Annotated in this window: 16 protein-coding genes; 7 read left to right on the top strand and 9 right to left on the bottom strand. The window is 58.7% G+C overall.

Translation table 11 applies throughout. The features are described 5' to 3' along the window. The first annotated feature begins 4 nt into the window (after positions 1 to 4). Positions 5 to 1,102 (top strand): Gfo/Idh/MocA family protein, encoded by a 1,098-nt coding sequence (locus N2599_RS33905; protein WP_027511531.1) that lies wholly within the window; start codon positions 5 to 7, stop codon positions 1,100 to 1,102. A gap of 53 nt (positions 1,103 to 1,155) precedes the next feature. Next, positions 1,156 to 1,926, top strand: coding sequence for a FadR/GntR family transcriptional regulator (locus N2599_RS33900; protein WP_027511530.1), 771 nt, complete (start codon positions 1,156 to 1,158; stop codon positions 1,924 to 1,926). 140 nt (positions 1,927 to 2,066) lie between these two features. Here N2599_RS33900 and N2599_RS33895 read toward each other — a convergent pair whose 3' ends face one another. The 9 genes from N2599_RS33895 to N2599_RS33855 all read right to left on the bottom strand — a co-directional run bounded on the left by N2599_RS33895 (position 2,067) and on the right by N2599_RS33855 (position 16,449). Then, positions 2,067 to 2,768, bottom strand: coding sequence for a DUF3313 domain-containing protein (locus N2599_RS33895; protein ID WP_311319503.1), 702 nt, complete (start codon positions 2,766 to 2,768; stop codon positions 2,067 to 2,069). 195 nt (positions 2,769 to 2,963) lie between these two features. Next, a complete protein-coding gene (locus N2599_RS33890; RefSeq protein WP_027511528.1) occupies positions 2,964 to 4,133 on the bottom strand; it encodes a patatin-like phospholipase family protein in 1,170 nt (389 codons plus the stop codon). Positions 4,134 to 4,895: 762 nt separating this feature from the next. Then, on the bottom strand, positions 4,896 to 5,516 hold the full coding sequence (locus N2599_RS33885) for a methyltransferase family protein (protein ID WP_027511527.1): 621 nt from the start codon (positions 5,514 to 5,516) through the stop codon (positions 4,896 to 4,898). Positions 5,517 to 6,400: 884 nt separating this feature from the next. Then, positions 6,401 to 7,813, bottom strand: coding sequence for a sensor histidine kinase (locus tag N2599_RS33880; RefSeq protein WP_027511526.1), 1,413 nt, complete (start codon positions 7,811 to 7,813; stop codon positions 6,401 to 6,403). Then, complete coding sequence (locus tag N2599_RS33875; protein WP_037142712.1) at positions 7,810 to 8,565, bottom strand: response regulator; 756 nt, start codon at positions 8,563 to 8,565, stop codon at positions 7,810 to 7,812. The genes N2599_RS33880 and N2599_RS33875 overlap by 4 nt, the downstream gene beginning before the upstream one ends. Before the next feature lie 916 nt (positions 8,566 to 9,481). Further along, the gene (locus N2599_RS33870; RefSeq protein WP_051336686.1) at positions 9,482 to 12,580 is read right to left on the bottom strand and encodes an efflux RND transporter permease subunit; all 3,099 of its coding nucleotides are present in this window, start codon (positions 12,578 to 12,580) and stop codon (positions 9,482 to 9,484) included. Further along, positions 12,577 to 13,677 carry an efflux RND transporter periplasmic adaptor subunit gene (locus N2599_RS33865; protein ID WP_037142709.1) on the bottom strand — a complete coding sequence of 367 codons (1,101 nt, stop codon included), beginning with the start codon at positions 13,675 to 13,677 and terminating at the stop codon, positions 12,577 to 12,579. Before N2599_RS33865 ends, N2599_RS33870 begins: the two co-directional genes overlap by 4 nt. A 422-nt stretch (positions 13,678 to 14,099) precedes the next feature. Then, on the bottom strand, positions 14,100 to 14,966 hold the full coding sequence (locus N2599_RS33860) for a MipA/OmpV family protein (RefSeq protein ID WP_027511522.1): 867 nt from the start codon (positions 14,964 to 14,966) through the stop codon (positions 14,100 to 14,102). A gap of 487 nt (positions 14,967 to 15,453) precedes the next feature. After that, a complete protein-coding gene (locus N2599_RS33855) occupies positions 15,454 to 16,449 on the bottom strand; it encodes a LacI family DNA-binding transcriptional regulator (RefSeq protein WP_027511521.1) in 996 nt (331 codons plus the stop codon). 175 nt (positions 16,450 to 16,624) lie between these two features. Here N2599_RS33855 and N2599_RS33850 point away from each other — a divergent pair, with 175 nt between their 5' ends. The 5 genes from N2599_RS33850 (at position 16,625) to iolG (ending at position 21,538) form a co-directional block, all read left to right on the top strand. Continuing rightward, positions 16,625 to 17,572, top strand: coding sequence for a sugar ABC transporter substrate-binding protein (locus N2599_RS33850; protein WP_027511520.1), 948 nt, complete (start codon positions 16,625 to 16,627; stop codon positions 17,570 to 17,572). A gap of 126 nt (positions 17,573 to 17,698) precedes the next feature. Next, complete coding sequence (locus N2599_RS33845; protein WP_027511519.1) at positions 17,699 to 18,820, top strand: ABC transporter permease; 1,122 nt, start codon at positions 17,699 to 17,701, stop codon at positions 18,818 to 18,820. Between the two features lie 2 nt (positions 18,821 to 18,822). Next, positions 18,823 to 19,617, top strand: a complete 795-nt coding sequence (locus tag N2599_RS33840) for an ATP-binding cassette domain-containing protein (protein ID WP_027511518.1) — start codon at positions 18,823 to 18,825, stop codon at positions 19,615 to 19,617. An 82-nt stretch (positions 19,618 to 19,699) separates the two neighbouring features. Next, positions 19,700 to 20,503, top strand: coding sequence for a TIM barrel protein (locus N2599_RS33835; protein WP_027511517.1), 804 nt, complete (start codon positions 19,700 to 19,702; stop codon positions 20,501 to 20,503). Between the two features lie 42 nt (positions 20,504 to 20,545). Beyond that, a complete protein-coding gene (gene iolG / locus N2599_RS33830) occupies positions 20,546 to 21,538 on the top strand; it encodes an inositol 2-dehydrogenase (RefSeq protein WP_027511516.1) in 993 nt (330 codons plus the stop codon). Positions 21,539 to 21,559: the final 21 nt, after the last annotated feature.

The following is a 21,559-nucleotide window of genomic DNA, read 5'->3' as shown; positions in this document are numbered from 1 at the left end:
TATCATGACGAAGAAATTGCGCGTCGGCGTGATCGGCGCGGGCATCGCTTCCCGCCATCTCATCGGCTACGACTGGAACAAGGATCTTTTCGACGTGCCGGTGCTTTGCTCGCTGGACCAGGATCGCGGCCGCGAACTTTGCGCGACGCACGGCATTGCGGAATATACGCAGAACGTCGATGAACTCTTTGCGCGGAACGATCTCGACATCATCGATATTTCGACGCCGCCGGATTCCCACTTTGAGCTCTGCAAGAAGGGTATCGAATCCGGAAAACACGTGATCTGCGAAAAGCCGCTCTTCGGCTCAATCGCCGACGTCGACGAGATGGGCCGCATTGTCGCGCGTTCCGGCGGCAAGAAACTTATGCCGATCTTCCAGTATCGCTACGGCTCTGGTCTTCAGAAACTGAAGATGCTGATCGAACTTGGACTGACCGGGCGCCCCTTCATGACGACGATCGAGACCCATTGGTGGCGCGGGCCTGCCTATTACGAAGTCCCGTGGCGCGGAAAGTGGAAGAGCGAACTCGGCGGCGGCCTGCTTGGCCACGCGATCCATGCGCACGACATGCTGAACTATGTGCACGGCGCCTGCGCCGAAGTCTTTGCCTTTGGCGCGACGCTGGTCAATAAGATCGAAGTCGAAGATACGATGGCGCTTGCGGTCAAGATGCGGAACGGCTCGCTGGCGGCCCTTTCCATGACGCTCGGCTCGCGCAAGGAAATCTCGCGCCTGCGCTTTTGCTTCCATGATCTCGTCGCCGAAAGCATTCTCGAACCTTATACGATGGGTCGCGATCCGTGGACCTTCATTGCGGGAACCGAAGAACACCAGAAACGCGTCGACGAAGCGCTCGCAGGCTATCAAGTAAAGGAAGACGGGTATACCCGCCAGTTCGAGCTCTTCCATCAGGCGATCATCGAGGACAAGGAGCCACCGGTGACGCTGCAGGACGCGCGTAATTCGCTGGAACTGGTGACGGCTGCCTATCATTCGCAGCGCACCGGCAAGCCGACGCCGCTGCCGATCACCGCCGAACACCCGCTTTACCACTCGTGGCTTCCTGACGAAGAGCGGCGTATGGCAGCCAGCGCCTGAGCGCCAACAGAAATGCGCCCCCCGTCTTAAGGGTGGCGCCGCAAGGAGGTATCATGGGGGCAGCCGTACCAGCGCTTCGGCTTCAGGGGGAACAGCGGCTTTATCAGATCGTTGCACGCCGTATTGCGCGCATGATCGAGGCAAACGCCAAGAACCCGGACTGGCGCATGCCTTCAGAGCGCGAGCTTGCTGAACAACTCGAAGTGAGCCGCCCCGTCGTGCGCGAGGCGGTCATTGCTCTGGAGATGCGCGGTCTCGTCGAGGTCAAGGGCAGGGCCGGCATCGTCGTCCTGCCGGTTCGCGGCAACCAGGTCAACTTCGACAAGATCAGCGCGGATGCCGGCCCCGGCCCGTTCGAGCTTCTGGAAGCCCGGCTTGCAGTTGAGGCGAGTGCCGCCGCCATGGCGGCCGAACGCGCCACGAATTACGACATTGCCGTGCTCGAAGACTGTATCGCTCAGATGGAGCATGAGACCGATGTCACCCTGAATAACGAAAAGGGCGACCGCGATTTCCATATGACGATCGCCCGCATGACCGGAAATGCCATCATCGTTTCAATCGTCGAGGCGCTTTGGGTTCAGCGCGACGAGTCGCTGATGTGGAAAAAACTGCATGAGCATATCCATGCGCCAAGCGTGCGCCCGCTCTGGATCGGCGATCACCATGCAATCCTGACAGCGCTGCGCCTTCGCAATCCTGACGCCGCCTACAAGGCCATGGCGCGCCATATCCGCAACGTCAGCAACGAGTTGATGGAAGCGGACGAACGAGGGCGGTTTGCGCCCGAGGTCGTGCACGCAGACGACTTGAAACGCCGTTAGCCGTTTCGGGATAAGCATTTTCTGGATCATGGTGCGGAAGCGTTCTCGTACATTGACTCCAACCTTGATGATCCGAACGTGTCGAGCGGCAGTTCGACGCGGTCCTCGGCGACTTGAAACATTTGCTCGTCGGTTCCTTTCTATTGGCCCTGGGCCGGACGCTGTTTGTCGGTCCAGGACGGTGGCATCCCGACCTGAGAGGCCGCGAAGTCCACCAGACCGGGCGACCGGCCAAATTTCTCGCAAGCAGGGTATTTCGGCTTTCCACCAAGACCGGACTTGATTCTCTGTCCAGACGGAATTTTTGGGAGGCCCTTGAAGGGTGTCTTGCCGGTGACGAGCATCTTGGAAAAATCACTGCCGAAGCTTGCCGCAAGCGAATAGGCGTCCCCAATCTGTGAAACGCGCGCACTGGTGGTCACGAAGTTCGCTCCCTTTGCCCATACCATCGCGCCCACTTGCTTGCCTTCCCTTGTGGTTGCCTCGGCCTCTACGGAAAGACCTCCAAGCCCCATGGGCAGCCTCGGGACGGGCACCGGAACGACGAAGTTGGCTCCGAGCGACGTTGCAGTCGAGAGGGCGGCCACCGTGGCATTGGTCGGCGCGATGCGGGTGATGGTTGCGTTAACGACCAGGTCCGCATCCTCTTTCCGCTCCACAACCACGAAACGATCGCTGACGCCAAGGCAGAGGGCGCGGCTGATTACATTCGCGACCAAGGCTTGATCGGAAGATTTCTTGATGGATAGTGCAGCACCGCCTGAAACCTTCGTTGGCTCAATGTAAATCGTTTTGGTTGATACAAGATCGGTTGAAGCGACCCGATAATTTGCCTTCGTCAATCGCCCGTTGTTCGATGTCAAACTGTCGTAGGATGTCAGCGAATTTGCCCGTTCGAGTGGCACAGCCGCGCACCCACCAAGCGACAAAGCAAGGAGAGCGGGCGCGATCAGTCGATGACACGGCTGAATGCCTGCCAAGCCAAGTCGAGGATGTAACATTTTGTTCTCCTGTTGGGTGAGGGAAAGGCGATGCGGCTATCGCCACTGTGCTGCCTGTGTGGCTGTGAGCGTGTCGGTGAACGAAGGCCTGTCTTTCCACAGGCTGTCGCTTGCCATTTTTGCGTATCCGAGGTTGTAGACCGCCCGCATGTAATTGGTGTTGAATGGATCGGTCATGCTGTAGGCGACCTGCGTATCGATCGAGGCCACACGGAACCGAATGCCGTTCTTTTGGGCATAGACGTAAGTCGCCACCAGCGCGCTTCGTGTCTGTGCCTTGATGAGGGAGGAATTCGCCCTGGCCATGACTGTAAAGGTGTTGTTCGTGGTGGTTGAAAATTCAGACATCAGCGCGTTGTTGATGATAATGTACATGTTTAGCTTCACGCCCTTGGGCCACTCGACCCTGTCCGAATTGGCCATCCATCCCTCCGGAATCGTCAGGATTTGGGAGGCCGACCCCCCGTCGGAGTGCATTTCCTCGAACGACTGATCGCTTGATTTTGCTTTGATGAGCACCGCTGGATAAAGGCCGGGGATGCTTGCCGAGGCGATGATAATGTCTCGGAAAAGTTGTAGCGCGTCGGGCCGGCTGCTGTCGGCGATGGCGCCCATGTTCCAGATCACCGCTCTTTGGGAATCGAGGTTCGAGGTCAAAACAAGTAGGCGCCGTCCCTTGCGATGCTCTGTGGCGATTTTCGCCAGTACGTCCAGCGTCAGGTACCGTTCGACCATCGTTCGAAGCGGCTTCTGCTTTAGGAGGCTTGCGCCCAACAGACCCTGAGGCAGGAAATCTGCATCGACCAACTCCTTGGCAACGCCGCTTGTGTACAGGTCGACGAGGATGTTGTCATAGGCCGAGCCAAGAAAGGCGTAAGGCGCAATCAGCGCACCCGTGCTGACGCCGCTGACGATGTCAAATTCGGGCCGCTGTCCCCTATCCGACCAGGCCTTCAGCGCCCCAACGCTAAACGCGCCTCCGGCGCCGCCGCCCGACAAAACGAGGTAGTTGATTTCCTTGTGTCTCGGGATGGGCAGCCACGCATGCGCCTCGGGCAGATTCCGGCTCGTATCCGCATAGATACGGATATCGCCAAACCCCTCGATATTGGCGGTCGCGGCAGCCTTCGGCCCATAGGCAATACGGTCCGGCGCCATGCAGCCAGCAAGGAAAGCCAGCATGAAGATGGCAATTAGACGATGCATGTCTATCGCCTTACGCCGGGCGACTGTTCGCAGGAGACATCCACGTCTCTACCTGCCACACAGCAGACATCCGCGAGTTCTGTTTGCGCGTTCCATAGTCTTATGGTGAAATTCCGCGGCATAAGGTAGCTTTTGTAATTCATTGTAATCTTCGCTCTGGATCATATCTGCTGAATTAATTCAGGATCGTCATTGCTGTGGATTTTGTATTACTAAGAGTTGTTGCTCGTCCGCGACCGACATCCCATTGCAGAAGAGCAGCCACCTCATGTGTTGCCACGGTCAGTTCGCTATGCCTGTGACGCAATAAGCCTGTGCTCCGCGCCGGGAGCACATTTACCCGGAAGATCGAAGGGCAGGCCTCATACGCCGCTGCACGTTTTCTCCCCATGAACCGCATCGATGGTCGGATGGGGGCTTCAACCATCGCCGCCTCGATCTCTTGTCGTTTGACGGCGGCGTTGCATGGGCAGATGGCCAAGCCTCCCGATCGCGCGTGGTCTACATAAAAGTCTTCTTGAAGATTAATGGTTGAACTGACCGGACTTGGGCTGAGCCCGGCCAGTTTACCCCGGACCAATTGGGGCCAATTCGTCCGAGATAGACGACGGCAAGGAGCTGCTTTGCGAAGATCGTGAATGCCCTAGGAGGTACGCGACACCGGGTCGCTATCGAACCCTAAGTCAGCTGGAATACCGGTCCTTAGATCGATCCCTTTCAATTAAACTCAGTTGTCAAACCTTCGGGCTTGCCAGCGCCTTTTCAGAAAGGCAGACGAACAAGAACTGGCAGGACTCCATTGCTTTGTCCGGCTTCGATGAGCTCAAAGAGCGGCCACGGAATAAGGAAAATACAACCATCTCGTAGCGTCCTGAGAAAGATTCGGGGTTTTATTTCCAATTCGTTCGTGTCGCGCCAGAGGGAAGGCTTGGGAAGCAGCCTTGGTGTTGAAGCCAAATAATCTTGAAAGACTGTCCCAAAACGTTCCCGCAGGAATTTCTCTTCCTGGGCGACGGTTGCCGCAAAGACGACGAATGCTGTCGCGACGAAAATTAGCATCGCCAAGATACTGCCCGTTTGCGCCCCGATACCAGCGATCCCCACCAGACTGAAGAAGTAGAGTGGATTGCGCGTGACAGAATATGGTCCGTCCATGACCAAGGTGGCACTTTTCCTTCCGCCCACGTACAGTGTCGACCACATACGTCCAAAGATTGCTACAAATGTTGCGACGAGACCTGTCGAAGCCAAAATCGTGTGAGCCAAGCCATCGCTCGGCCAAGACGACTGACTGATACAAACACCCCAAAAATACAAGAATGCGAGACTTCGAAGGATGTTGATGCGGGTGAGTTGGACAGTGGAAAGCGAAACATTGTTCACTGGTCTGCCTCAAAAGTTAGCCGCCCTCTAGCCGTGCCCGCGGCTTCTGGTGCCGAGTCGTAGCGGTCGTCCATCTCGCTAAACCACCACCGGATCTCGATCCAGATGTCGACGATGTATGGACCAAGAGACACATCGCAAAACAAGGTCAGCGACGCCTGATGCTCTCACTTCGATTGCTGGGAGAAGAACATAGGACGGCAGGACAGGAAGAGACATCCCCAGAAGCGAGGCGAGGAAGGCGCTACTGAGGTCAATTGTTATCAGCAGCCTGTCAACCGCTTGGCTCGGATGTAGAACACACATATGGCTTGCTCCTGAGGGCTGAAGTTTCGCTTACCCAGATAGGCGGAAGACGTGTTTCTGTGTTTTAAGACATGTTAAGTTATGCTGTGGTGACCAAGGGAATGACCGATACCAAACCTCTTTGATGTTGACGCTCCAGATTCCCAAAAGGCGACCAATCTGAATCGATGGCGCAAGCAGGAGGTTTGCGATGGGGTCAGCAGTTTCTTTACGGGCAGACTTTGATGGGGACAGGCTGCGTCTTCTGGACCGACAAACAAAAGATGCCAGGCAGGCGCGGCGCTCCTGGCGGTTGCGTCGATCTATGATGGTGGTTCACGCGAAGATGCTGGCCGGCTGGGCAGCGTGACCCTGCAGTTCGTGCGTGACTGGGTGGTGCGCTTCAGCGCGCGCGGTTTGGCCAACGGCCAAGGTCAAGGCAAGCCGTCGTTGTTGAACGACGATCAGCGCACGGCCTCAGCGCAAGCCTTTAAGCCCGGCCTAACGCCCTATCTCGATGGCGTCGTACACTGGCGTCTATGTGATCTGGCCCAATGGATGTGGGAGGAATTTTGCGATCGAACCGCTCATATGGTCGACTACCTCTCCTTGGCGAAAGCCTTTCGATCGAGTGCTTCTCCTTTGGCAGCGGACGCCATGCTGCTTTGGTGTTGAACAACCTGAGCCGGCGGCAATTGTATCGTCACTCGCAGACCATGCGGCAATATGTCCTCAAGTAACAGCGAGCCACCGTGACCTTTTACGATTTCATCCGCAATCGAAAGCCCCAGTCCAAAACCGCTGTTGGAATTTAGTGACCGGGCCTCGTCAACCTTGAAGAACGGCTCCAGGACTTTACCGTGGAGCCCTTCTTCAAGGCCGGGGCCGTTGTCGCTCACAATGATGACCGCTCCACCTTGCGGACTATTGCGCAATTCGACAGCTACCTTCGTGCCGAACCTTACCGCGTTCTCCGCAATGTTGGTGATAGCGCGTATGAGAGCCTTTTGTTGGCACAAATATCCAAACCGCTCTGGTCCGCAGTAAATTACGTTATGCCCGAGATCACAAAATTCCGACGCGATGGTCCGCAGAAGACTGGAAATATCAACCTTTCGAAGCGGCTCTACTGTCGCAGTGCTGCTTAAATACTGAAGGCTTTCCTCAATCATCGTGGTAAGGTTGTCGATATCCGCCAGCATCGCTTCCCTTGACGTGGGATCCTTCGAGCGTTCGACGCGCATTCGCAGCCGTGTCAGAGGCGTCCTTAGATCGTGGCTCACGGCCGTCAGCATTCGTGTTCGATCATCGACCATTTTGCGAATACGGTGACGCATGTTGTTGAGCGCCGTCGCAAGCGTGCGAAGTTCCTTGGCGCCTTCGGCCGTGAACTGTTCTCCCTCGTTACCGTCGAGGCGCAGTCTCTTTGCCGCGTCGGCAAAGCGAACGAGAGGCGACGTGATCATGCGACTTATATAGAGCACCAGGAGGAGCATCGGCAGCATCAGGATGTTGGCTTTGGCGATGAACTCGACGACTGCGCTGAAAGATGAGGGCGAAACATCGGCACCGGTGAACCCGATGACGAGAGCACGCAGCGCGTCAAGGCGCACCGCAAGTGTACTGTGTCCCTCGCCATCCGAAGTGTTTTCAAGGACTACCGCTTCAATATCGGCAGGCAGGAAGTCCTGAAGCTCATCCGGGATGAGATGGTCATCCGTTTGACGCGCCCCTTCGCTACTGACATCGCTCCATGGCAGGATCTTCAATTCGAGACCGCTGGATGCGCTTGTTCTCACCAGATGCTCGACTTCGGCGTCATTTCTGGCGCTTCTGACTTGATTCACAAGCAGCTCGATTTGAGCGCCTTTGACCATAAGCATTTTTTCATTTTGGAAAATGAACGGCTCAGGTAGAATCGCAATAATGCAGATAACCATCAACGGAACAGGAATAGATGCGAACACCATGAATTGTGTTCGTATGGACGCCTTGCGGAAGCGATCAATCATGGTGCTATCGCAACCTCTGGAGTGAAGATATACCCGCCCAGGCGCACAGTTTTGATGAATGTCGGATCCTTATAATTCGGTTCGATTTTCTGCCGGACACGACTGACGTGCACATCAATGCTGCGTTCAACAGGTCCCGCAGAGCCTGCGTGGGTGAGGGCAAGTATTTCCTGGCGGTTCATTACCTTTCGAGGATTCTGGCAAAACACCAGCAGCACATCAAACTCCGCCGTCGTGAGCGACACATGAAAACCGTCACGGTCAGTCAATTCTCGGGTGACCGGATCAATCCGCCAGCCCGCAAACGTCATCGGTTCCTGCTTTGGCTTGACTTGTACGGAATACGACGATCGGCGCAGAAGCGCCTTTATTCTCGCCAAAAGTTCCCTGGATTTAAACGGTTTTGTGACATAGTCGTCGGCGCCCAATTCCAATCCAACGACCCTGTCTATCTCTTTCGTTCGCGCGGTAAGCATGAGGATGGGTATTGTATCAAACGACCTGATTCTCCTGCATATGCTGAAACCGTCCTCACCTGGCAGCATTCCATCCAGGACGATAAGGTGGAAGTCCTTCTTTTTTAGTACGCGGTCCATTTCAATCGACGATCCGACTGCCTCGGCGGCGTAACCTGCCTCCGTCATCAGGTCGATCAGCATGCTCGCGATATCCCGATCGTCCTCGACGACGAGGATTCGGGATGAAGCTTGAGTAGGAACGTTGTACACGATGTTATTCATAGGCTTGGCCATTTGTGTCGGGATCCGATTATTAGTAAGCCCGTTTCACAGTATGGTTGTCAGCAACAATTGTGTTTAATTTTGTTGCTGCGGTTCCACGACAGACTCCTTCGAGCAAACATCCGCTGCGTTTAAACCGGCGTTTGCCCGTCCACATCTGCCACGAATGTGCTTCGCGAAAGCTCGTCGGAACTCAACTCAGCGGTTGAAGAACAAGCCATTGCCTAATTTGATCAGTGCGTTGGCAAAGACACCCACGCTGCGCGTTCATCATTTCCGAAGTGCGTTGCCACCTGCGTAGTTGCACAAAATGGAAGGCGCCTTTCCAAGATTGAAGCCGCCCGCGTGGCAAAACTATTCACCGATAGCCATGGAGAGCGGCTACCCGCGTACGAATACGGTCCGGTTGATCGTACTGACGCTGGCGCGGTTCATCGCCGTGGATGGCGGTTCTGCCAAAGCAAGACGGGGATCCCGTCAGGTCAGCACACTTCAGCTATTCGCCCACGGTTTGATAGAGTGTTGACTACCAACTGTGACATGGGCTGTTCCATCTTCAATCGCAAAATCCAAAATTTACCGCTTCAGCACCCAGATGGTCCTGCCGTTCTGAGAAGCCGCAATACCGGTTTTGGTTCGCGTTAATTGAAGGCATCTTTCGTCCCCTCCAGGTTGTGGCCTTATGCAAATCCCCTCCGGAACAGCCCTCCACATCGCGTTTATGCTCACCGCGCTGTCGCTGATCGTTCCGCCACCATCCGGTCGAAACGCAAGTATGTTCGAAACCCTTCGTTTGACGACGTACATCTCCCACGGTTTGCCGTCGGCTATGACGCCAGCGAGAATTTCTTCGGCTTGGACGGGTTCATTGGAAAAAACCGCCGCGATAAAGATCAGCGCTATGGAAAATCGGCAAGGAGAGCGGTCGTTAGGCAGGCGTACTGAGGACATCACGTGCTCCTTTGCGAGGGGACAACGGTTCAAGACGGAACATCCGCTTTAAAAGCAGCAGGAAGTCGTCAACGAACGTGAATATGACGGGGATAACGACGAGGCTGAGGACGGTGGAAGTCATCAGGCCGCCGATGACGACGATTGCCATCGGTTGACGGAAGCTTGCATCGCCGCCACTGAGGCTCAAAGCCACGGGAAGCATGCCGCCGCCCATGGCGATAGTCGTCATGACAATCGGGCGGGCGCGCTTGTGGCAGGCGTCGACCAGCGCGTCGAACCGCGAGAGGCCGGCGCGACGCGACATGATTGCGTACTCGACCAGCAGGATCGAATTCTTCGTCGCCACGCCCATCAGCATGAGCAGGCCGATCAGCACGGGCATGGAGAAGCTGGTTCCGGTCAGCACCAGCGGCAGCAGCGCGCCGCCAAGCGAAAGCGGAAGCGCCATGAGGATCGTCAGCGGCTGGAGGAAGTCGTGGAAGAGTAGAACCAGAACGGCGTAGATGCAGAAGACGCCGATCGCCATTGCGATGGCGAAATTGTTGAAAAGCTCGGAGCTGCGCTCCAGTTCGCCCTGCTCGACGAGCTTGACCCCGTCGGGAAGCCTCTGAAAGGCAGGCAGCGCCCGTGCCTCGCTATAGACCTCGCCAAGGATGCGGCCGTTGAGCTCGACCGTCAGGGTGACGTTTCGCGAACGATCGATGCGGCTGATCTCCGACGGGCTGCCGCCGATACGGATCTCGGCCACCGAACCGAGATCGACGCTACCCCTGGCACCGGCAACGCGAAGATTGGCGATGTCCTCGAGCGTCGTCCGGTCGCCGGGATCGAGCCGGACGCGGATGGGAAGCTGGCGCTGCGGCAGGTTGAGCTTGGCGAGCGAGGAGGAGTAGTCTCCGCTCGTGGCCACGCGAACCGCCTCGGAAATCGCTTCTGCCGTGACACCGAGGGCCGCGACGCTGTCGAGGTCCGGGACGATCTGGACTTCCGGGGCCTGCAGGGAGGCGCTGGAGGTCACCGCGCCGATGCCCTGAAGGCTGCGCAGCTGTTCTTCGAGTGCGCCCGCCGCCTGGTCGAGCGCATCGGAATCGTCGCTAGCGAGCGTGACTTCCAGTGTCGTACCGTTGCCTCCAGTGCCCACCTCGATCCTGACACCCGGGAGAACGGCGAGCGCCTGTCGGATGTCGTTCTCGATCTCGGCCTGCTTGCGGCTGCGTTCGCCGATCTTCTTCAGGTCGACGACGAGCGAGGTGGTCGCCGTATCCATGGTTGTGGCGGAATCGATCAGGTCACCCGACGAGGCGCTTCCGACGGCGGAGAACACGCGCGTGACGTCCGGCAGGCGGGAAACGATATCTGCTGCCCGCCGCGTCATCGCGTCCGTTTGTTCGATCGAGCTGCCGGGCTGGAGCGTCAGAGTGACCTGCGTCTGCGAATCGTCCGAAGGCGGCAGGAAACCGGCGCTCAGCATGGTAATCGTCGAGAGCGAGAGCCCGAGGAATATGCAGACGCCGAGGATGGTCAGTTTAGGATAGCGCAGGCAGGTTTTGACGAAGGCCATGTAGGCGCGCATGACACGGCCGTCCCTCAACTCGATGGGATGCGACTTCATCATGTAGGCGGCCATCATCGGCGTCAGCAGGCGCGCGACGACCAGTGAGGCGAGAACCGCCACGGCTGCCGTCAAGCCGAACTGACGGAAGATCAGGCCGGGAATACCGCTCATGAAGGCGGTCGGCAGAAAGACCGCGACGAGCGTCAAGGTCGTTGCGATGACGGCAAGGCCGATTTCATCGGCTGCCTCGAGCGCAGCCTCTTTCGGCGGTTTCCCCATTTGCAGGTGGCGCGCGATGTTCTCGATCTCGACGATCGCATCGTCGATGAGGATGCCGACCACGAGGGAGAGCGCAAGCAGCGTCACCGTATTGAGGCTGAAATCCGCCAGGTACATCACGAGAAAAGTCGGGATGACCGAGAGCGGCAGCGCCACCGCCGAAAGCAAGGTCGCCCGCCAGTCGCGCAGGAAGAGCCAAACCACCACGACCGCCAGGAGTGCACCCTCATAGAGCATGTGCATGGAGCCGTCGTAGTTTTCGATAATCGGCCCGACCGTGCTGTAGGCCTGGACGATCTCGACATCGGGGTTGGCCGCGGCAAAGTCCTGCATGGCCGCTTCGATGGCGGCCGCGACGCCGGTATCAGAAAAGCCGTTAGATCGTTTTACCTCGACACCGATCACGGGTTCGCCATCGAGATAGGCGATCGACGACCTGTCGGCAAAGCTGTCCGTTACTGTGCCGATCTCGTCCAGCCGCACGAGCTCGCCGCTCGGAAGCGGGATTTCGAGCGCCTTCAGTTCCTCTATCGAGGAAACCGCGCCGAGCGTGCGAATTGCCTGCTTGCCGCCGCCGATCTCGGCTCGACCGCCCGAGGCGTCCGACTGCACGGATTTGAGCTGAGAGGAAACGGTCGCGGCGCTGAGACCGAGCGCGCTCATGAGCTGCGGGTTGAGGTCGATATGCACTTCACGCTCGATGCCGCCGATCCGGCCGACCTCGCCGACGCCAGATACGGCGAGCAGGGCCTTCGTCATGTCGTTGTCGACGAACCAGGAGAGTTCCGTCTCGTTGAGGCGGGTGGAGCGCACCGCGTAGGTGAGGAGGGTGGAGCCCTGCACCGTCACCTTCGTTACGCTCGGCGTCTGCATCTTGGAAGGGAGGTCTCCGCTCGCGCCGTCGACGGCATTGCGCACTTCGTTCAACGCTTCCTCGCTGTCCTTTCCCAGCTGGAACGAGACATTGATGGAGACCGACCCGTCCGTGACCGTCGTCGTGATGTGGTCGAGAAGGCCCAGCGAGGCGAGCCTATCTTCGATCTTGCGCGCGACTTCTGTTTCGAGCTGGGCCGGCGCGGCACCTTCGAGCGTGGCGCTGACCTGAATGGTCGGCAGGTCCATGTCGGGAAAATTTTGCACCGCGAGCCGGTCGAAGGCGATGAGGCCGCCGACAGTAAGCAGGATGAAAAGGAGTATGGCAGGAACCGGATTGCGGATCGACCAGGCGGAAAAGTTCATCGCGATTCTCCCTCTTCTAGCTTGACGAGCGCGTCTCCCGTCACCCGGACGAAGGCCTTGTCCGAAAGGAAAGCGCTGCCCGTCATCACGACCTCGGTCGAGCGGTCGAGGCCCGAGAGGATTTCCACTTCGCTGCCATTGCGGCGGCCGGTTTCCACACGAACGCGTGACGCACGCTTGTCTGCATCCACGGTGAAGACGTAAGCGATGCCGTCACGCAGGACGAGCGCCGTCTCGGGTACGGTGAGCGCCGCCGTGGTCTCAAGCTCGATCTGGCCGGTGACGTAAATGCCGATGGGCGGGTGTGCCTCCGCCGGCAGCGCCACATAGGCGAGCGCCCGTCCGGTGTCGGTGCTGACCGTTGGTCCGACAAGCCGAACGGTTCCTTTGACGCGTCGGTCACCAGGACCTACGATCGTGGCGGTCAGACCTTCCTTTATGCGAGGCAAATAGCGTGCAGACACTTCCGCCTGCCATTCGACGCGCTGCTTGCGAAGGAGGCGGAACAACTCCGTGCCGGAGGAGACCACGGCGCCGAGCTGGGCCGAGCGGGATGTGATCAGCCCGTCGTCGGCGGCCAGGACAGTCGTCTGGGCAAGCTTGATCTTCTGACTATCCAGCAGGGCTTCCGCGGATTCGACACCCGCGATCGCCGTCTGCTCGGTGATCAGATATTCGTTGATCTTCTCGTCCGAAAGCGCGCCGCTTCCCTGCATCTTGCGTGCCCGGCCGGCATTCGCCCTGGCCTTGGCGAGGTCGGCCCTGGCACTTGCCAGCGCGGCCCCCTCCTTACGCAGTTCTGCGCGGACAGCCTCGTCGGCAAGCCGGACGAGGGCCTGCCCCTTCGAGACGACCGATCCGACATCGACTAGGACATCGGTCACACGAAGGCCGCCGATTTCCGCGGCGACGACCGCTTCGTGCCAGGGCTTCAGCCAGCCGCTGGTCGGTACCGTTTCGGGCCATCGGCGTTCTGCAGGCCTTGCCACGGCGACGGTAAGCGCTGCGGCCGCGTTCTGTTGCGCGAGCACAGGCTCTAACGCGGAAACAAGGTTCACGCTTAGGAAAAGAGCAATAAGAAGGGGCTTCGCTCGCATCAGAGCTGGTTTCCTTTTGGTTCTTTCTGGAGAATTCCAGGAGTGGCGGCGCTCGCGTTCCAGCCGCCACCGAGTGCTTGTAAAGGGCGATCCAGTAGCGCAGGGAGTCGCGACGGATCTCGATGGGCGAGACCTCGGCCGACTGCGCCGAACGCCGGGCGTACTCGCGGTCGAGGAGGCTCGCGCCACCCGCCTTCCAGTTCGGATCGGCGGCATTGAAAATAGGCGCGGTAGTTGCGCGCCGCGACCGTAGCGTCGCCGATGCGCCGTCGCGTGCTGTCGATCCGCACGAGCACGGTCTCGATCGCATCGAGCACGCCTGATTCGTAGGCGGCTACCGCCACATCGTAGGTTGATGCCGCGCTTCGTACTGCTGCGCGACGTGAGCCGCCGTTGAAGAGGGGGAAGCGACGGACCAAGCCCTAGAATTTGTAACCAACGAGCAGCATCGCAGATGGCTGTACGTCGTTCTGAACGATCGGGCTGTCCTTCGCGTCGCCGGTCAGAAAACCGACACCTGCCTGGCCACGGATAACCCAGTGTTCCGTCGCCATGTATGTTACCGACGCCTCAATATCGAAACGCTTCAGTCCCGCGCTTGCCTCATATTGCCGCAATCCCGATCTTGCAGACTGTGCAGCGGTTACCCCAAAATAACTCTCCATATGATTGTCATCGGCAAATGTCGCGGAAGCGCCTGCGGAAAGGATGAAACGATCATAGTGATGCGAGACATTTGCTCCGACCTGACCGACCAGACCGTCGCTGCCCCCAATTGTCTTGTCGACAGAAGCATAAAATTCCAGTGGTCCCATTTCATACGAGAGCTGCGCTCCGACGACAGCGCCGGCGTCGATGTCACCCAGACCCTTCAGGTGATCGGAATCATCTTCATCGCGCCCGCCCGCCAACTCGTAACCGCCCTTCACCGAGAACTTAAATCCGTTGGACTTCAGCACATCGACTTCGAGCCCGCCCGGATCGATCGTAACGCGATCACCGAAGGTCGCGGAGATCATAGGAATGGGGGCCAGTTCGAACTCGTCCGATCCTTCGAATTTAGGTGCATATACGGCTCCGGCGCCGACCATAACGTTCCAGTCGGAAAGCTTCTGGCGTATGCCACCAAACCGTCCCTTGTCGAAGTTCGCTGTCGCGGGGATAGCGGCGTCTTCACCCTCATAAGGGTCGGCAGCGCGTGCCTGGGTTAGGGGGCAAGCAACAACTGCGAGCCCCGCAGCGATGGCGGCACGCCGCGGACGGCTTAAAAAGGACTTGGTCAATGACATTCGAATTGGCTCCTGGGATCCGATAGAGAGTTTCTACGCGTACAAGTGTGAAAGCCCGACGCGCCGGCCTCTCGCGGGTCGCACTGTCCCAGACGACGTCATTAACTTGGGTTTTGTGATGTTAAGAAATGTTATCTCGGTCGATGCCGCCGACCCGCGGCCTAGGTATCGGTGGCTGCGGTGTGAGTTGTAGGCTGGCGTGACCGGGCCTTCCCGTCGAGAGCAACCCAAAGCCTGCTGTGCTGCGAGCACCTGTTGCGGACCGGTGCCCCGGCGGGACGGCCGCGACAGGTGTCCAGTGGGAGGTTGCGCCGTCGAGCGCTAGTACAGGGAACGACGTATGTCGCGGTGGTCCGGCCGACGAAGGGAGGTCTTGACTATGACAGGAGAGGTTCGATGGTTTGCCGGTATCGACTGGGCCGACACCCTTCGATCTTGGTCGGAAGTGGCGCGCGCAGGGTGGTTCTTGGACGATCCTTGAGACGCTTCATGCCGATGACCTCGGCACAAGTCGCCCCTGCATGACAACCATCTCGGCGTCGCGCTTGCCTGTTATCATTGCGACCATGGCGTTGATCATCTCGTCAGTGGGCTGTTCGTAGCTGGTCAGTTCGTAGGCCGGAGCCCCGCCGACTTCGATATTGTCGAAGCCGACGATTGCCAAGTTTTGTGGAACTCCAAGCCCGAATTCGCTCCGGGCGACATCCATCGCTCCCAGCGCCAGAATGTCATTTTCACACATCAATACGTCGATGCGCGATGTGGGCGAAGTGGCGCTCAAATAAGTGCGTGCCGCTTCGGCGCCGGCCTGTGCGCTATATCTTTCCGCAACCAACTCTGCGACGCCTTCGATGCCTTTCCGTCGCCAGAAATTTGCGTAGTGATGCCGCCTTCCCAGCGCCGTCGACAGGGTTCGCGCTCCCGTCATAAAGCCGGGGCGGCGATATCCCTTGTCGAACAGGTAGTCGACGATTTCGCTTAGAGCGAGTTCGGCGTTGCAAGCGATCGCGGGAACGCCGGGGATTTGGCTGTCTCTCGCAAGGACGAACATCGGCGGGAAACCTGGGCCAAGCCGTCGATCGCCCAGGGTTTCCTCGCGAAAGGCGGTGCCGAACAGGATCACGGCGTCGAATTGTCGTTGGTCGGCATTGATCAATGCGTGAACGTGATCGAAATGGCGGTTAATGTTGATCAATACGGTCAATAGACCCTCCGCCTGCAGGCGCTCGGTCAACCTCTCCAGAACCGGAAGCTTGTGCGGGTTGGCGAAGTCGTCGACGAAGACGGCGACCTGATGTGTAGTGTTCGTCGCAAGGCTGCGGGCAAGCAGGTTGGGCGAATAATTCAGGGCCTCGGCAGCCTGAAGAACCTTTTGCCGGCTGGCGTCCGTAATGGATGCACCGGGCGTGAACGCACGGATGACGGTCCATTTCGACACGCCGGCGGCTGCCGCCACCTCTTTCGCCGTCGCCCGTTTGCGCATGACCGTCTCCTCTCAATTGGAATGAATATTCCACAAAAAAATAAAAATGGAATGGATGCTTGATTTTTGTCGACAATAAAGTAATTTTATCGAGCTTGCTACCGGGTGCAAATGAGGTTGCAACCGGTAGCATTGGGAGGTCTGCTAGAGCGGACTGTTTTTTTGGGAGAGTAGAATGAAATTCGGTTTGAAATCGCTTCTTGCGGGCGCGGCCGTTGCTGCTGCGCTCATGTGCTCTTCGGCAATCGCCAACGCTGCTGACATTCGCATCGTCGCCGTCACCCACGGCCAGGCCAATGATCCCTTCTGGTCGGTCGTCAAGAACGGCGTCAGCGCAGCGGCGAAAGACATGGGTGCCAGCGTCGATTATCGCGCTCCGGAAACCTTCGACATGGTGTCGATGGGGCAGCTCATCGATGCTGCCGTCAATCAGAAGCCAGATGGGATTATCGTCTCCATTCCGGACGCCTCGGCACTGGGTCCATCGATCAAGAAGGCTGTCGCCGCCGGTATCCCGGTTATTTCCGTCAATTCCGGTTCCGACGTTTCAAAGGGGCTTGGAGCGCTTCTGCATGTCGGCCAGGACGAATATACCGCCGGCAAGGCCGCCGGCGCGAAGCTGCATGAGCTGGGCGGTAAGGAAGGCCTGTGCGTGAACCAGGAGGTCGGCAATGTCTCGCTCGATCTGCGCTGCAAGGGCTTTGCCGATGGTTTCGGCGGCAAGGTCACGGTCCTACCCGTCAGCAACGATCCGGCCGATGTCCGCGCGAAGGTCAAGGCGGCGCTGAGTTCCAATACTGGCGTCGACACAGTCATGGCGCTCGGTGCCGGCACGGCCGGCGAGCCGTCGCTCGCGGCCGTCGGGGATGTCGGAATGACCGGCAAGATCAATGTGGCGACATTTGACCTTTCAGCCGATTTCCTTAAGGCCGTGGCCGACGACAAGGCAGCCTTCGCGATCGATCAGCAGCAGTTCCTGCAGGGCTATCTGCCGGTCGTCTTTCTAGCCAACTATGCAAAATACGGGCTTATTCCGGGAGGAAATGTTCCATCCGGCCCGAACCTTATCACCAAGGAAAAGGCGGCCCAGGTTGTGGATCTTTCCGCCAAGGGCATTCGCTGACCGGAATTGCCTAAAGGCATTCTCCCAGAATCTCCTCCCCTTGGTGGGGGAGGGGATTTGGCTGATAGAGCGCGCTGCCGAGCAGCGCCCAACGCTACCCTAAATTACGATCCCGTGGGAGGAGTTATGGCTTCGCTTGAGCAGAGAACGGCGGTCGCGCCGAAGGCCGATGAGCGCGTCAAACAAGTGAGTTTTCTAACGCACATGATGCGACGGCCCGAGCTTGGTGCTGTGGCAGGCCTTGTTCTCGTCATCGTCTTTTTCTTTCTCACCGCAGATTCGACGATGTTTTCGCTTTCCGGCCTGATGACCATCTTGGCGCCGGCATCGCAACTGGGAATCCTTGCCATTGCGGCAGCACTTCTGATGATCGGAGGAGAGTTCGATCTTTCGATCGGCTCGATGGTGGCCTTTGCGGGACTAATCTTCGGCATCATTCTCACGAATTTCGGTCAGCCGCTCTCGGTTGCCATCGTCATGACGATGCTGTTTGCCGCGTTCATGGGCGCAATCAATGGGCAGATCGTCATTCATACGCGCCTTCCATCCTTCATCGTGACCTTGGCATTCCTCTTCATCCTGCGCGGCCTGACGCTTGTCGGCTTGAAATGGGCGACGGGTGGCTCAACGCAGCTTCGCGGCATCGGCGACCGGGTCAGCGACAGTCCGCTGCTTGGCCTTTTTTCCGGCGATGCGCTGACGGGCTTCTTTGTCTGGCTTGCGGATCACGATCTGATCGACAAATTCCCCAATGGCATCCCGAAGGTTACGGGCATCCCGGTATCCGTGTTGTGGTTTGTTGCGCTTGCCCTGGCTGCGACCTGGGTCCTCCTGCGCACCCGCATGGGCAACTGGATCTTTGCCGCCGGTGGCGATCCCAATGCGGCGAGAAACTCCGGCGTCCCGGTTCACAGAGTCAAGACCGGCCTGTTTGCGCTGACAGCATGCGCGGCGGCCCTGGTCGCCATCATCACCGTCCTCGATGCCGGCTCGACTGACGCCAGACGCGGCTTTCAGAAAGAGTTCGAGGCGATCATTGCCGCCGTCATTGGCGGGTGCCTGCTGACAGGCGGCTATGGCTCGGCGATCGGCGCCTTCTTCGGCGCGATCATCTTCGGTTCGGTCTCGATCGGCTTGACCTACACCAAGTTCGATTCCGACTGGTTTCAGGTCTTCCTGGGCTCGATGCTGCTGCTGGCCGTTCTCTTCAATAATTTCATCCGCCGCAAGGTTACCGGGGAGCGCTGATCATGTCTGATGTCAATAATCGAACGTCGATCATCGAAGTGACCGACATCATCAAACACTACGGCTCCGTGATTGCGCTCAATGGCGTATCGATGCACGTATCAGCCGGAGAAGTGCTTTGTCTCCTCGGAGACAATGGCGCGGGCAAATCCACCTTGATCAAGACGCTCTCCGGCGTCGTCCGCCCAAGCGGAGGTGCGTTCCTGGTCGAAGGCAAACCGGTCAATTTCCGCAGTCCGCGCGACGCGCTCGATGCAGGGATCGCGACCGTCTATCAGGACCTTGCCATGATCCCGCTGATGTCGATCACCCGCAATTTCTTCATGGGGCGAGAGCCTCGCAAAGGCTTCTTCCCTTTTCGCCACCTCGACCTCACGCACTGCAACGATGTCACGCGTGAAGAGATGCGTAAGATCGGCATCGATATCCGCGATCCCAATCAGGCGGTTGGCACTCTTTCGGGGGGCGAACGCCAATGCGTTGCGATTGCGCGTGCGGTCTACTTCGGCGCCAAGATTCTCATTCTCGATGAGCCGACTTCGGCCCTCGGCGTGGCGCAAACCTCGATGGTGCTGAAATACATCCACCAGGTTCGACAGAACGGATTGGGCGTCATTTTCATCACCCACAATGTCCGCCATGCCTATGCGGTGGCGGACCGCTTCACCATCCTCAATCGCGGCCAGACGCTTGGCACCTTTGCCAAGGCGGACATCGCGATGGATGAGCTTCAGAACCTCATGGCCGGTGGCAAAGAACTGCAGCAATTGTCCGAAGACCTCGGCGGTACGATCTAGCCGGCTTGCTCCCGAGGCGGCGATCGCTTGGCTATCAAAGGCCGTCGCCCTTTCACTCAATCATCAACCATGGAATACGGTCATGAACGACGGCTCGTCGAATGCCTCATCCCCCTTCACGCTCGCGGTCTGCGCCGAGATGGTCTTCAAGTCGCTTCCTGTCGTCGACAGGCTCAAGCGCATCAGCGACCTCGGCTTTCACGCCGAGATCTGGGACTGGACGAAACATGACATCGCCGCCCTTGCAAGATCAGGAGCGGTCTTTTCGTCGATGACGGGCTATGTGACCGGCACGCTCGCCGATGACGAGGGCGCCGACGAATTGTTGCGAACCGCGAAGCAATCGATCCCGATCGCTAGGGAGCTCAATTGCCCGCGCCTCAACCTGCACGGGACGGGTCTCGACGGCCAGGGTCTGCCGGTGGTCAAGGCCGACAAGGTGACGGGCGCCATGTGGCTCAAGGCGCGCGACACGCTTAGCCGCATCGCCGACCTCGGCGAGAAAGAGGGCGTCACCTTCGTGCTCGAAAACCTCAATGAAGCAGTCGATCACCCCAAGACACCGTTTGCCAAGGCCGAAGATACGCTTGCGCTCGTCTCATCGGTGAACAGACCGGCGTTGAAGCTCAATCTCGACCTTTATCACGCCCAGATCGGCGAAGGAAACCTGATCGAGCTGTGCAGGCGCGCTCTGCCCCATGTCGGCGAAATCCAGGTGGCGGATGTTCCCGGCCGTATGGAGCCGGGCACCGGCGAGATCAACTACAAGGCAATCGCCGGCGCGCTTAAAGACATGGGCTATCGCGGCACGATCGGCATGGAGGCCTGGGCCTCCGGCGACGACGAGACGGCGCTTGCCCGCTTCCGCGACGCCTTCACGGTTTGATAACTTCGATAGTCAACGCTTACATACAATGGAGAGAAATCAATGGTCAGGTTTGGAGTGATCGGCGCCGGCCGGATAGGCAAGGTGCATGCTGCGACCATCGCGGCGAACCCAAAGGCGAAGCTCGCCTATGTGGCGGATGCCTTCAAGGCGTCGGCGGAGGCGCTTGCCGCGCAAACGGGTGCAGAGGTGGCCGACGCGGAGGATGTCATCAAATCCTCAGGCGTCGATGCGATCCTCATCGCGACCCCGACACCCAGCCACGCCGCTCTCATCGAGGCGGCGGCGAGGGCCGGCAAAGCAATCCTGTGCGAGAAGCCGGTGTCCCTGTCAGTCGAGCGCATCAATGCCTGCCTCGACGTCGTCGAGAAGAACAGGTCGACCCTGATGATCGGCTTCAATCGCCGGTTTGACCCGAACTTCGCCAGCGTGGAAGGGCGACTGCGTCGCGGCGATATCGGCGAAATCGAGATCGTGACGATCACCAGCCGGGATCCAGCGCCGCCGCCGGCCGATTACGTCAAATCCTCCGGCGGTCTGTTCCGCGACATGATGATCCATGACTTCGACATGGCCCGCTTCCTCATGGGCGAGGAATTCGTCGTCGTGAATGCACTTGGCTCGTCGCTCGTCGACAAGGCGATCGGGGCCGAGGGCGATGTGGATACCGCTGCCGTGCAGATGCAAACGGCTTCCGGACGCATTGCCGTCATCACCAACTCGCGCCGGGCGACTTACGGCTACGATCAGCGCATCGAGGTCCATGGAGCTGCCGGCATGCTTGCGGCGAGAAATATCCACGCAACCAGCGTCGAGCTTTCCAATGCGAACGGTGTCAGCGGCGATCCCGTTCAATATTTCTTCCTTGAACGTTATGCGCAGGCTTATGCCAACGAGATCAATGCCTTCATCGATGCGATCGACAGCGGCACCCGCTCGCCGAAGCCCGGCGGGTTTGATGGCCTCCAGGCCCAAAAATTGGCGGAGGCCGCCACTGTCAGTTGGCGGACCGGCAAGCCGGTTGAGATCGACTGACATGGTTCGCGCGATGCGGCT

The organism is Rhizobium sullae (genome assembly GCF_025200715.1).
GTDB lineage: Bacteria > Pseudomonadota > Alphaproteobacteria > Rhizobiales > Rhizobiaceae > Rhizobium > Rhizobium sullae.
Note: the sequence above shows the minus strand (reverse complement) of the source record. Positions and strands in the feature narration are given on the sequence as shown.